The 12,870-nt window shown below is 47.3% G+C and carries 12 protein-coding genes and 1 pseudogene; 7 read left to right on the top strand and 6 right to left on the bottom strand.

The features are described from left to right. The 3 genes and pseudogenes from IY568_RS24625 to IY568_RS02315 form a co-directional block, all read left to right on the top strand. Nucleotides 1-248 (top strand): annotated as a pseudogene (locus IY568_RS24625) (hypothetical protein); the annotation flags it as partial. A gap of 236 nt (nucleotides 249-484) precedes the next feature. Further along, nucleotides 485-1,099, top strand: coding sequence for a trimeric intracellular cation channel family protein (locus IY568_RS02320; RefSeq protein ID WP_010386717.1), 615 nt, complete (start codon nucleotides 485-487; stop codon nucleotides 1,097-1,099). 14 nt (nucleotides 1,100-1,113) lie between these two features. Continuing rightward, nucleotides 1,114-2,634 (top strand): YifB family Mg chelatase-like AAA ATPase, encoded by a 1,521-nt coding sequence (locus tag IY568_RS02315; RefSeq protein WP_194866670.1) that lies wholly within the window; start codon nucleotides 1,114-1,116, stop codon nucleotides 2,632-2,634. A gap of 8 nt (nucleotides 2,635-2,642) precedes the next feature. Here IY568_RS02315 and IY568_RS02310 read toward each other — a convergent pair whose 3' ends face one another. The 3 genes from IY568_RS02310 to IY568_RS02300 form a co-directional block, all read right to left on the bottom strand. Continuing rightward, the gene (locus IY568_RS02310) at nucleotides 2,643-3,347 is read right to left on the bottom strand and encodes a response regulator transcription factor (RefSeq protein WP_010386686.1); all 705 of its coding nucleotides are present in this window, start codon (nucleotides 3,345-3,347) and stop codon (nucleotides 2,643-2,645) included. Nucleotides 3,348-3,557: 210 nt separating this feature from the next. Continuing rightward, on the bottom strand, nucleotides 3,558-6,011 hold the full coding sequence (locus IY568_RS02305) for an alpha/beta hydrolase family protein (protein ID WP_194866669.1): 2,454 nt from the start codon (nucleotides 6,009-6,011) through the stop codon (nucleotides 3,558-3,560). 89 nt (nucleotides 6,012-6,100) lie between these two features. Continuing rightward, the gene (locus IY568_RS02300) at nucleotides 6,101-7,309 is read right to left on the bottom strand and encodes an EAL domain-containing protein (protein ID WP_049865668.1); all 1,209 of its coding nucleotides are present in this window, start codon (nucleotides 7,307-7,309) and stop codon (nucleotides 6,101-6,103) included. A gap of 186 nt (nucleotides 7,310-7,495) precedes the next feature. On the opposite strand from IY568_RS02300, the gene IY568_RS02295 reads away from it, so the two are divergent. Next, nucleotides 7,496-8,509: a site-2 protease family protein gene (locus tag IY568_RS02295; RefSeq protein WP_125558599.1), complete on the top strand. Its 1,014-nt coding sequence runs from the start codon at nucleotides 7,496-7,498 to the stop codon at nucleotides 8,507-8,509. A gap of 40 nt (nucleotides 8,510-8,549) precedes the next feature. On the opposite strand, the gene IY568_RS02290 is transcribed toward IY568_RS02295, so the two are convergent. After that, a complete protein-coding gene (locus IY568_RS02290; protein ID WP_194866668.1) occupies nucleotides 8,550-9,863 on the bottom strand; it encodes a short-chain fatty acid transporter in 1,314 nt (437 codons plus the stop codon). A gap of 239 nt (nucleotides 9,864-10,102) precedes the next feature. Here IY568_RS02290 and IY568_RS02285 point away from each other — a divergent pair, with 239 nt between their 5' ends. Beyond that, nucleotides 10,103-10,327 (top strand): hypothetical protein, encoded by a 225-nt coding sequence (locus tag IY568_RS02285; RefSeq protein WP_010386680.1) that lies wholly within the window; start codon nucleotides 10,103-10,105, stop codon nucleotides 10,325-10,327. Here IY568_RS02285 and IY568_RS02280 read toward each other — a convergent pair. After that, nucleotides 10,319-11,224 (bottom strand): AEC family transporter, encoded by a 906-nt coding sequence (locus IY568_RS02280; RefSeq protein WP_194866667.1) that lies wholly within the window; start codon nucleotides 11,222-11,224, stop codon nucleotides 10,319-10,321. The genes IY568_RS02285 and IY568_RS02280 overlap by 9 nt on opposite strands. A 35-nt stretch (nucleotides 11,225-11,259) precedes the next feature. On the opposite strand from IY568_RS02280, the gene IY568_RS02275 reads away from it, so the two are divergent. Further along, entirely contained in the window at nucleotides 11,260-11,733 is a 474-nt protein-coding gene (locus IY568_RS02275) for a YacL family protein (protein WP_228553069.1), read from the top strand. On the opposite strand, the gene IY568_RS02270 is transcribed toward IY568_RS02275, so the two are convergent. After that, the gene (locus IY568_RS02270; RefSeq protein WP_125558593.1) at nucleotides 11,730-12,446 is read right to left on the bottom strand and encodes a 2OG-Fe(II) oxygenase; all 717 of its coding nucleotides are present in this window, start codon (nucleotides 12,444-12,446) and stop codon (nucleotides 11,730-11,732) included. The two genes, IY568_RS02275 and IY568_RS02270, sit on opposite strands and share 4 nt — an antisense overlap. Before the next feature lie 29 nt (nucleotides 12,447-12,475). Here IY568_RS02270 and IY568_RS02265 point away from each other — a divergent pair, with 29 nt between their 5' ends. Beyond that, the gene (locus IY568_RS02265) at nucleotides 12,476-12,865 is read left to right on the top strand and encodes an acyl-CoA thioesterase (RefSeq protein WP_138538359.1); all 390 of its coding nucleotides are present in this window, start codon (nucleotides 12,476-12,478) and stop codon (nucleotides 12,863-12,865) included. Nucleotides 12,866-12,870: the final 5 nt, after the last annotated feature.

The following is a 12,870-nucleotide window of genomic DNA, read 5'->3' as shown; positions in this document are numbered from 1 at the left end:
CGCACTTTCTTTCTTGGATCTTTAGTTTGTTTGGAGAGCTTAATAAATTCAGAAGGCTGCAAAATCACTATCACATAGATGGAAATTGGATTTTGACATTAGATCATAAATTTAATCAATTTGGTATAAATAGCAAAATTTTTGCCTTGTTATCGACCCTATTTTCTCGCCTCAAAATAGATCACTTAATTAAGCAAATTGGTATAAATGTACTCGCATTGCTCGCTGTCATTGTACTTTGCACTTAATTCATCCATGAATCTGCGTTCTATCGCGCATTTCGATAATTGTATGCTACTTCCCCACATCTATGTGGCTCTTTGCGCTCATCTCTTCGAACTACGAAGTGTTCTTCGGCTTTTAATCACACTTGTTTAAAGGCGTGTTAAAGCACGATTCTCGCTATATTTCAGATTGTTTTGAGCTACTTAATTGGTTAAAACTGAGCTAGTATCCAAGCATGTTACTCATTTACTAGAAAATAATGTCTGAGCTTTATCACTGGTTTGATTTGTTAGGTGTAATGGTGTTTGCCATATCAGGTACCTTAATTGCCTATAGTAAGCATATGGATGGATTTGGTGTGGTTGTGTTGGCAACTGTTACCGGTATAGGGGGCGGGACTATAAGAGATGTGATCCTCGATGTTCCGGTCTTTTGGTTGCATGATTCAAGCTACTTTATCGCTATCTTTTCAGCGATAGCAGTTAGTATCTGGACGCTGAACCGGCAAAAGAAGATCCCCACATTGTATCTGCAAGTTGCTGATGCATTTGGGTTGGCTTTCTTTGCTGTTATGGGGGTCCAAAAAGCGCTGGATATTGGTATGCCAGATACAACTGCTGTGATTATGGGCGTTTTGACAGGGTGCTTTGGTGGTGTGATCCGGGATGTGCTGGCCAGAGAAATTCCGCTTTTACTTAAGGGCGAGTTATACGCTATCACCTGTATTTTGGGCGGGATAGTTTATACTCAACTCATAGACTTTAATTTATCAACAGAAGTTGTCATGTTGCTGGCGATGGCCACCACGTTGTTTGCCCGATTGGCAGCTATGCGTTGGGGCATTGTGTTGCACGTCTTTAATTACAAAGATTAACCATAGGACAAGGAATGTCATTAGCAAGAATACTCACACGTGCTCAGGTAGGTATTGAGTCTCCTGTTGTCACGGTCGAAGTTCATCTGAGTAACGGCTTACCTAGCTTTAACATAGTGGGCCTGCCGGAAACATCGGTCAAAGAATCTAAAGAGCGTGTGCGCTCAGCACTGCATAACTCGAATTTTATCTTTCCAGAACAACGCATCACAGTGAATTTAGCACCGGCTGATCTGCCTAAGCAAGGCGGTCGCTATGATCTGGCAATAGCAGTAGGCATCCTGGTTGCATCAGGGCAGCTCAATGAACAGGCAACACAAGGGTGTGAATTTTATGGTGAGCTTGCCCTCAATGGGGAGATAAGAGCTGTGACGGCCATCATCCCGGTTGTCATGGCTGCCAAGCATGAACACCACACCTGTTATATCCCGGAAGAAAACCTGGACATGGCGCAGCTGGTTGAGTATCAGCAGTGCATTGCTGCGAATACACTGCATGCTCTGTGGTTGGATCTGAGTGGTCAATCATCGTTGCCTTTTACAGAGGAACGTATACCTATTTCTTCCGCTAATACGCTCAGCAGCACGCAGATGGATATGAGTGATGTTAAAGGGCAACCTATGGCTAAGCGTGCACTCGAAATTGCCGCAGCAGGAGGTCATAATATTTTGTTTCTTGGTCCTCCGGGCACAGGTAAATCTATGCTGGCACAGCGTATGCCGGGAATTATGCCAAATATGAGCATAGAACAAGCGTTGCAGACGGCTGCCGTGTATTCTTTAACGGGGAAGCAGCTTAGCCTGGAAAATTGGCGTAGCAGGCCATTCCGTGCGCCTCACCATACCTGTTCTGCGGTTGCCCTGGTGGGCGGCTCGTCTAATCCCCGGCCTGGTGAGATATCTTTGGCGCACAATGGGGTACTCTTCTTAGACGAATTGCCTGAATATGAACGTAAGGTGCTGGATTCTCTCAGAGAGCCGATGGAAACGGGACAGGTGACCATTTCGCGTGCTGCACAGCAAGTTGATTTTCCCGCCTGTTTTCAGCTCATCGCTGCACTTAATCCGAGCCCTACCGGCTGCCATACTGATAAACGTGCTTCGCCAGAGCAGGTATTGAGGTACTTAAGTAAAATATCAGGCCCTTTTGTCGACCGGATAGACTTACAGATAGAATTACCCAGACTCAGCACGCAGGAACTGCAATCATCTACACCGGAAGTGGCCAGTGAGCAAATACGTAGCAGAGTCGAGGCGGCGTTTAGCATTGCGTTGAGCCGCCAGGGTAAAGCAAACGCCAGGTTGACGACCCGGGAAATTGAGCAGTATTGTACGCTGTCCCCCGATGTTGCTCAGCTGCTTGCCCGAGCAACGGAGAAGCTGAACCTCTCGCCACGCTCTTATCATCGCATCATCAAGGTAGCCAGAACGATAGCTGACTTGTCACATCGTACGGAAATAACGGTTCCCGACCTGAAAGAAGCACTTAGTTATCGGGCTTTTGAGCGTTTATTGGGACAGCTGACATACAGCTAAGTGCGTGATTAGGTGGATAGCATATAGCCTTTGCCACGAACCGTCACAATGCGCTTCTGCTCTTTCTCATCGCCGAGTTTTTTTCGCAGTCTGCCGATAAGTACATCAACAGTTCGGTCGCTGGGGCTCCAGTCTGGCTGGCCTATTTCTTCTGAAATTTTGGCTCTGGAAGTGGCTTTACCGGCGTTCGCAATCAGGCAAATAAGCACCTTGTGCTCCGCTTCTGTGAGCCTGGCTTCGTCGCCATGCGGATTAATAAGCGTCCGGTTATCCGGATGAAGTTTAAAATCTGCATATTCGATAAATTCTTCAGATTCGTCTTCCCCTTTGCTGCCAGCGATACGTTTATACAGGGCACGCATTCGAAGTTCCAGCTCAAGCAGGTCAACGGGTTTACAGACGTAGTCATCCGCGCCCTGAGCTAAACCAGCAATGCGATCTGCTTGTGTGTCGCGACTGGAGAGCATGATCACGCCGATATCGGTAAGCGTATTGAGTTCTTTGGCAAGATTGAGACCATCCGTTGCGGGTAATACAACATCTACAATGGCCATGTCGAAGGGGTTACCTTCATTGATTTGATTATGAACGAGTTGCAATGCTTGTGCACCGGTGTTATCCAGCGTGAGCTGAAATTCAGTATTTGCAAAATGGTTTGCGATCCTTTTTGCTAGTAGATCGTCATCTTCCACCAGAAGCACGTTAATGTTCATAGCACCGTAACTTTATCAATAAATCACTTATATATTAGCACTGAGAAAACTGGGCTGAGAAGGGTAAGTTGATTATTTTCAAATAAAAAACAATGCAAATAAAACTTTAGTATGAACCTGAGAAGTGAATAAAAATGTGCTAATTCTGAAATATCATACAGTTGAATGGCTTTTTTTAAAAAAGGCAGCACCTAAGTGCTGCCCATGATTTTATTTACCGTATAGGTGTTGCCACCATTGAGGTTGATCTTTCAGGTGTTTGTCAAAATAGGCGAGCATAGTGTCCCACCACTGAAAACGTCGGTCGCGAGCAAATATCTGATGATCCGCGCCCTTAATTTCAATCAGTTCAACATCCTGGCCAAGTAGCTTCAGTGCGGTATACATAGTGTGACTCTCTCCGACTGGTACATTGACATCGGCATCGCCGTGTAACAGCAGCAGTGGTGTTGTTACTTTATCGGCATTAAAGACAGGGCTGTGCTGCGAGTACAATTTGGCGTTATTCCAGGGGAAGCTGTGCTTTGACGCTTCACCCGAATAGAGGTAACCCCACCACCCTTGTCCCCAGTATGACGTAATATTAGAGATACCAGCATGCGAAATCGATGCACTGAACATATCTGTTTTCGTTGTCAGTAACATGGTCATGAAGCCGCCATAAGAAGCGCCCAGGTTACCCAAACGATTTTTATCAACATAGGGATATTCGGTCAGGAAGGCTTTGGTGCCTTTGATAATGTCATCGGCAGTTTGCTCACCCCAGGCATTGACATGCTGAGCCGAGAAGCGTTGACCAAAACCAGTCGCCCCTGTTGGTTGCAAGACATAAACCACATAGCCGTTAGCAGCCCACAGATTAAATGGGTAACGTCCTGTAAAGGCCCTGGAAACTGGTGAAGTGCCGCCGTAATAGTAAATTAAGGCTGGATACTGTTTGGATTTATCCAGGTTGTGGGGCAGGTATACCCGGCCTTTGATTTCTGTGCCCTGACTATTGGTGAAGTTAAATTCTTCCAGTTTAGCAATCTCGCTGTTGCTATAAGCAAGTGGGGCTGAGTCCCACAAAGTGCGAGCGCGATTCTTATAGATGTTAACCTGTTTGAGTTGTTGTGGTGCAGAAGCTTGTGTACCGGCGACGAGTAGTGCTGGTTTACGGTTATCAGCAATACTGAAGCGCTCAACCACATCTAAGCCAGTTTTCAAACGCGTGTAGCGATCTTTGCTGACATCGTAGAGATACAGTTGCTGACGATCTTCATCCGTCACCTTCGCAATGACATCGCCGTTACTGAGTACGTTTATACTGCCGATCGCGGGGTTAAAGGCTTTACTTAGCGCTTTTGCCTGGGCGCCTTGCTGATCTAACCAGTATAACTGGCCATCGTAGTTATTGGTGAGCTGATCTTTTTCAACCGCTCTGCCGAGGCCATTTTTGAAATCTGGACCAGCCACAGCATAGATCCCCTTCGCTCCATATTTGGCTTCATTGAATGTGCGGTACTGACCGAGCACAGTTTCAGTGCCCTGTGTCAGGTTGAATTCAACCAGCTCGGTTAACATATGGGGGGGAGCGGCATAATCCTGCACTGCACGGCTGGTAAGAATACGATTGCTTTTGGCATCGTGATCTTCGAGCGTATGGCTTTGTTTGCCTTCAGTGAGTGCCTGGATCATGCCGGTTTTAATATCCAGCAAATAAATTTGTGTGTTGGTACGCGCATAGGACCAGCGATCTTCCAGGCCCTGATAATGCTTCACCAAAGATGTGTCTTTAGCTGGCGATTTAGACCAGCTAAATATCAGGCTGGTATCATTAAAATAAGCAAACTCACTGGCGCCTTTAAGATCCTCTGCGATCACCCGGGATGTCAGGGTCGTGAGATCCAGCGTTTTCAGTTGGCCGTGCTGGCTGTAAACCAGCTGTTCGCCATCCTGACGCCAGGCCAAAGAACTGGCGTTAACCCCTTCAAGCGTGAATATGGCTTTATCATCGTCATTGAATACCGTGGTTTGAGTCAGTGCCTGATTACCGCGATTCGCCTGATAGTGCTTTTGTGTCGTGACATAATGCTCAGCATCCGGTGAGACGGAAACAGCACTGACGACTGGGGCATCGAATAACTGTTTGGCAGACAGCGCTTTGGTTGTTTTGTCAGTAAACAACAGTTGATCGTGGTCTGTTTTGCCATTGAATGCCACAGAGACTTTTTTCCAGTCAGCGACTTGCTCAGCTACAATGATGACCTGATGATCGCCGGTGGGTAAATTGAGTGTTGAGGACATCTTGTCAGAATGGCGTTCACCATTGACGAAAATATGTGCCTTTTCTATGCCATCCAGCACCAGTTCACCCTGCACGAAACGGTTGACTGAAAACTCCATTTTCATTGCCTGTAGCCCGCCCATAGTCAGTGCATTTAACTGAGACAGTGGCTGCCACTTGGCGTCAACACCCAGCATAGACACGGTTTTCTCTGAACCCGACAAGCTCGGGACCAGGTTAGCGATTATGGTTTGTTGATGTGCCGTATTATAGGGCTTAATTGTGCTGGCCTGACCCAGAGGGCCAATAAATTGAATATCCTGCTTGTTGATTGGAGCAGCACTGAGTGATGTGCTCAATGCAGACAACAGCAGCACAGCGACCGATTTTAACTTCATAGTTTGCGCCTATTGTGGGTAAATTAGACGTATACTATAACATATACTGTACGCTTCTCATCCGCACCTGAGACTAACTCACAATCTCCCTATGGGTTTGAATTTATCATTCTCTGCCATGAGTGGATCCAGCGAATAAACTCGGGTAAGGCTTTAGGCCGACTGATCAGATAGCCTTGCATCAGCAAGCTGTATTTATATTTCTCCAGATATTGCAATTCTTCAATGCGCTCGATGCCTTCAGCAACAATGTCCATTTGTTGATTTTGTGCAATATCAATCAGGCTGTCGACCAGCACCTGAGAAAAACGGTCGCACTCTATATAGGTGATGAGCGAGCGATCCAGTTTAATTTCAGTAAAGGGCAAGCTTTTTAATTGCTGCAGGTTAGTAAACCCGGTTCCGAAGTCATCTAGAGAGAGGTCGAAACCTCTTAACCTTAACCTGTTGATGGTTTCAAGTTGCAAGCTACTGACAATAGGCTGGTTTTCGGTGATCTCTATAATCACTTCCTTGGGTTCCAGACGGTTGAGTTCGAGGATCAGAGCCAGCTTGTCAGGACAGCCACTGTCATTGAGTTGCACAGGTGACAAGTTAAAAGCGAGCTTAAAGGGGTAATTGAGTTCGGCTCTGAGCTTTTGAAACTCTTTAGTGGCTTTTTCAAACAGCTGAAAAGTAACCAGATTAATCAAGTCCAGATCCTGAGCCACCCCGATAAATCGATGGGGGAGTAGGGTTTCACCATACTGCTGAGAAACAATGCGCGCTAATACCTCGACACTTTTGATCTTCTTGCTGCCACGGTGGACTTTGGGCTGATAAAAGGGCGTGATTTCGTTATTACTGATCGCATACAGCAGTTGATCCTCTGTAACACAAGACTCTTCTGACTCATCGTTGCCAATAAAACTATCCAGCTTCTTCAGGAGCCTGTCTACGTCATTGAGTTGTACAGGTTTAGAGATATTGCCTATCAGGTGGGTGTTATGTTGTCTGGCCAGGTTTGCAGCCAGATCCATCACCCGGGTTTCCATCTCTGAGATAATGACAATCCCGCCGGGATATCTCAGTTCGCCGAGCTTGCGGATCAGCTCCATACCGTCCATGTCAGGCATGTTGAGATCGGTAAAAACCGCATCATAGTGCAAAGGGGTTTGCCGAACCAGCTCCAGCGCTTGAGGTGCACTGTCTACGGTGGTTACATAGTCTACTTCCAGCTCTGCCAGTATGGCTTTCATGACTATCAATATCGCCTGTGAATCGTCAACGACAAGAATGTGTTTAGCCTGATGTTGCATGACGCTATCCTTAGTTTGGAACCTAATTGTCAGTTTAGTACATGGGGTATAGAACGCACATGACAGAGGTGTGGCTTGGAAAAAATAATTGCGGTGTTGGAGGCCTGCGTATGTTCACAGGGCTAGGTACTTGTCGATAAAAAGTGCGTATAATGGGCACACTTTATGTTTTAACGACGAGTCAACATGACCCGCATTGAGTTTCCCTTAGCAGGCTATCAGATGTCTGTACTAGTGAATCGCCAGGAGATCCTGCAGGTATACCAGGATCAGCAACGACTGGCACATGAACCCATCGACGCACAATTGGTCCAGGTCAATGTTGCCGGACACAAACTTCAACTGGATCGCAGCCGACTAGCCGAGGGGTTGCTGGCGGTGGCAGTCAACGACGAACCCTGGCAGTGGCTCGAGGTGCCAATCCAACATAATGACAATAAAGGAAGCTGGCTTGGGTTGGCGGCTTTGGGGTTTAAGCTGCTAAAGAGTGCCAATGTGGTTAAAGCGGCACTGGCAGGGGCCTCTTTGGCCGGGTATGCCTGGCTGTTTTCTTGGCAGTTTGCGGTGATGTTGTTAGCGTGTTTGGTGATCCACGAGTACGGCCATATTCGGGCAATGCGCTACTTTGGATTGAAAACCAAAGGGATTTACCTTATCCCATTTGTAGGAGGTTTGGCTGTAAGTGAAGATAAACTAACTACCCGTTGGCAAAATGTCATTATTTCCTTGATGGGGCCCGCTTTTGGTTTACTTGCCTCGCTGCTAGCGGTGGTTCTGTATTATGTGACTGAGCTGGAGATATTCGCTGGTGTGGCTGTGCTGAGTGCATTGCTTAATCTCTTTAATATGTTGCCCATTTTGCCGCTCGATGGGGGGCATGTACTGAAAAGTATCAGCTTTTCTATGCGTTCCTGGGTTGGTCTGCTGATCTGTTTGGCTGGGATTTTGCTGGGTGCGGTGATCAGTTATACCTTTGGTTTGATGCTGCTGGTATTCTTCCTGGTGATAGGCACAATCGATATTTTGCTGGAGTGGCGGGGTCGTCATCAGGCTCATCTCATCCCGCTAGATCGCTATGGTCAGATCGTCTCAACGGCGCTATATGTTGTTGTCTGCGTCGGCTTAATTGGCGTGATGTGGCACTTTGCTGACGCGGATAGTGTATTGCTGAGTCTGCCCATTAAAGTACTATCCAATTAATCTTTAACCGGTCAGGTTGCTGACCGGCAAGCATTACGGGCTAGGCCAGGGTCAGTAAAAGAGCGATCACCACGCCACTGACTAACAATTGAATCAAACAAAATCCCATAATATCTTTGGCTTTCAAGCCGGCGATGGCCAGTACCGGCAGAGCCCAGAAGGGTTGAATAAGGTTGGTCCAGGCATCGCCCCAGGCAACCGCCATAGCAACACGAGCAATGTCGGTCCCAAGCGCTTGTGCAGCGGGGATCACAATGGGCGCCTGCACAGCCCATTGCCCACCTCCTGAAGGAACAAAAATGTTCACCAGTCCGGCACTGAGAAAGCTCCATAAGGGCAGTGTTGTGCTGGTACTGATCTCTACAAAGCCACCCGAGATCTGCTGTGCGAGCCCGGTTTTGACCATCACAGCCATGATCCCTGCGTAGAAAGGAAACTGGATCACAATACCCGCACCTCCCCTAATCGCCTCTTGTAAGCTGTTTAGCAGGTTCGCAGGTGTGCGATGTAACAAGATGGCCAGAAACAGGAATAATGCAATGACACTATTGAGGTTGAGCGTACCACCGGCGGCCAAAAAATAATAAAACAAGTAGCCACACCCGAGCAGGCCTATAGTCGTTCCGATTAAAGTGCTGTGTTCAATGCGCTCTGCCGGAGTCATTGAGGCGGGTGGGCTGGGTGGTTCCGGTTGAGCCAGTTTGCTGGGGTCGACCACGACCTGAGACTGAGTCGGCGGGAGCATAAAGCGATTAAGCAGGGGCATGATCACCAATAATACACCCAGGATTAGCAGGTTGAATGGGGCGAACAGCGTTTGGCTGGTGCCCAAAACCCCTATCTGAGCTTCGGCAAAATGGCCGGGTGTGGCAATGGTCAGTGGCACGGAGCCTGCTAATCCACCATGCCAGACGATAAATCCGGAGTAGGCACTGGCCACCAATAAGCGATAATCCACAGCAATCTGGCGAGCTAGGGCTTTAGCAAATAAAGCACCTACCACCAGGCCAAAACCCCAGTTTAACCAGCTTGCCAGCATTGCAACTAAGGTGACCAGCATAATAGCCTGTGCAGGCGAGCGAGCGAACGTGGCCAGTTTGTTCAGCGCTATGATACAGGGTTGTGTACTGGCTAACATGTATCCGCACACTAAAATGAGCAGCATCTGCATGGCAAATTGAAGCAGGTTCCAAAACCCTTGTCCCCAGATGGTGATGGCCTCCAGTGGGGTCGTGGGTGTAAACACGCTGGCAAGGGCGAGCACCAGCAGGGTCAACAGGCAAACGAAAATATAGGGGTCGGGTAAATATCGTTCAACCAGTCGGCTGAGTGGTTGTGTGATATGGTTTAGCATGACAGATTCCCATTGAGTGTGCGCAACAAACAGCGTTCATGTAAAAAGTGACTTAATTCACTAAAAGTTAGTCAATTAAGCTATGCTAATAGCTGTGAACGTCGCGTTATTTTTTTATTTTATTGATTTTTAAGTATTTATAATTTTGGCACAAAACATGTAACAGTTAAATCATACGATTGAATTGTCTGCGCGTCATCATACAAATGCGCAGTTAAAACTAAAAAAGAGAGGTCTTTATGGCAGGACAGGGTTCAGGAGGCAATGTAATTGCCGCAATATGTAATGTCTTTTTTCCAGGCTTAGGACAATTAGTGCAGGGACGTTTACTTGCAGCGCTTATCTTCGCAGTCGTCTGTGTTGGTGGATATGCACTATGGTGGTTAGTAGTGCCTGCGGTAGTGGCCGCCATTTTTCACTTGTGGTCGATCATTGATGCGGCCAAGTATCGCTCATCAGATTGATAAAACAGCCAGCCACAGGCTGAGTGAGATCACACTTAGCAGGGTAGATAGCACAACGCCGCCAGCACTGTTTGCTTGTTGAACGGATAGCTGGCGGGCAACGAGGTAGGCGTTGACACCCAGTGGCGCGGCACTCATGAGCGTGACGACCTGGCGTTGTAATGGCTCTAGTGCCAGTAGTGTTGCTGTCAGATAAACGCACAGAGGCAGTATCAGCAGTTTGATGATGCTGATCATAAGTGCCGGATACCACACGGTGCGAAACCCGTACTGAACCAGACTGGCACCCAGCACAAACAGTGCACCTGCAATGGCTGGTTGGGCAAACCAGTCCATTCCTGACAAGAGCAAAGCCGGGATAGTCACTGGCAGCAAATTGGCGAGCAGTCCGAGACTGATACTCAGTACAACGGGGTTCAAAAACAGTGGCTTGAGCCAGTCAATACCACCTTTCCCTTTTCCGGCCAAAATGAAAGTAAGAGAAAATAACACCGCACTGTGCAGTGGGATGATCATAAATACCATGGCCGCTGCCTGTTCACCCAGTGCTGCCAGAATGACAGGCAGACCAACCACCACTGTATTCGAGTAGGTACCGTTTAGTGCGCTTAATGCGGCTTCTTCGGTTGCGAGTTTAAAGCGTCGCCGCATCACGAGTAGCACCAGGCAGTAAAGCGCAATGACGGGCAGATAAAATGCCAGCAGTAACGATACAGAGGCAACCTGTGACAGGTCAGCACGATACATACTTAAAAAAAGCAGCATAGGGATGGCGAGATTAAAAATATAGGCGCGGATCCCATCCAATTGTGCGGCCGAGATAAATCGGATCCGCGCCGCCACAAACCCACAGGTGACGACGAAAATCAATGGAAACAGGATATCAATGAAAGTCACGGCTTACTCGTTGGTTGTGAAGGGTGTTATTGGCAATGCAGGCAGTATTATACGGGTTTATCGGTTCTAAACAATGCAGCGTCGTGTGGTTCAGGTATACTAACAGAGTTGTATTAAATAACCTTGAAGTGACTATGGAGTATCAGTTTATTCGCGATCCGATAGCCGGATTTCGTGTCAAAATGTCAGCGGAACATGAGCTGGTAGGACGTTGGTTAAATGATGAACTTGCGCACGACGCATTGCCAGCTTTGCTGGCTCGCCTGAAAGAAATCAAAACAACCCGGGATGAGTTTTGTCTGGAAGGACGTGAGGTACGCCTGATAGTTTCCCATCAGGAAGCGCTGTTTGAAGCCCATGACTTATATCACGATCAAACCGATGCTTTATCTGCGTTCAGTGATGATGCGCTCGCTATGGAAGAGCATGGCTTGAGCGCAGGGTGTGGCTTCGAAGATTTCGAAGCCTTGTTACTGGACTGGCAGGATTTTATTCGTCGCCGCCGTTAGCTCGTGGCTTGCTGGGGTGGTGCACCGTATAGTTGCTCCGCCCGATTAAATAAGACCCAGGATGTGAGAATATATTTGTCATTGGAACGCGGCATGTTGCCTCGGTGTGTATGTGTGAAGTAGGCTGGCGCAATCACCATTGAGCCCTGTTTTGGCTTGATGCATTTGTCCTGATAATGAAACTCAGTTTCTCCGCCTTCTTCTACGTCATTGAGATAAAACATAAATAACAATACCCGGTGGAGTGCTTCGTTGTGCTGTAATTGAGGATAAACTTCACTGTGCCAGTAAGGGTAACCGCCTTTATTCGTCGGATAGCGCTGTGCCTGGATTGACCCTAAACGAAATAATTGTTGAGTTAATATGGGGAGCTGAGGTTTACCCACTTCCTCAAAGTTATCAACGGTTAAATTAACAGGCTGGCCAGTTTTTGGATGATAAACGCTAAGCCCGAACGCCCCAATCATCATGAAAAAGTGCTCTTCAATATAATCGAACAGGTATTTCGACGTGGTTTGTTGAATATGTGTTAATTGCTGAGCATAATCCGGGTATTGATTTAAATACAGATCCTGACTGATTTTCTTACTGAGGTCGACGCCTCCTGAGGTGGTCCCCTGTGCCAGATGAGGGCTGTTATCAAAGGTCTGAATAAACTGCTGGCAAAACTCAGGACTCAGTGCATTCTCATAAATGCGAATAAAATCAGTCATGTTGATATCCAAAATTGGTTAGAATTATTATGTTGTCAGAAACTATTATGCCGCGTTTCAGTGAAACGGATGTCCTCGGACACATCAACAATACCGTACTCCCGGTATGGTTTGAAGCGGCGCGCATGCCTATTTTCAAAATTTTTACACCGGATCTTAATCCACATCAATGGAAGCTAATTGTTGCCAAGGTAGAAGTAACCTTTAAAGGTGAGCTGTTTTACGGCCAGCCTGTCGAAATCAAAACGGCGATTGAAAAGGTTGGTAACAGCTCCTTCGTGATCTTACAGCAGGCCTGGCAGCATGACGAATGCTGTGCCGAAGGGCGCACTGTGATGGTGCGTTATGACTTTGCGGGTAAAACATCTCAGTCACTCAGTGAAGAAGAGCAGGCTGCGCTAAGCAAGTATGCGTTATAGCGCCC

This window comes from Pseudoalteromonas sp. PPB1, from assembly GCF_015356275.1.
Taxonomy (GTDB): Bacteria; Pseudomonadota; Gammaproteobacteria; order Enterobacterales; family Alteromonadaceae; genus Pseudoalteromonas; species Pseudoalteromonas rubra_D.
This window is presented reverse-complemented; position numbering and strand designations above follow the sequence as displayed.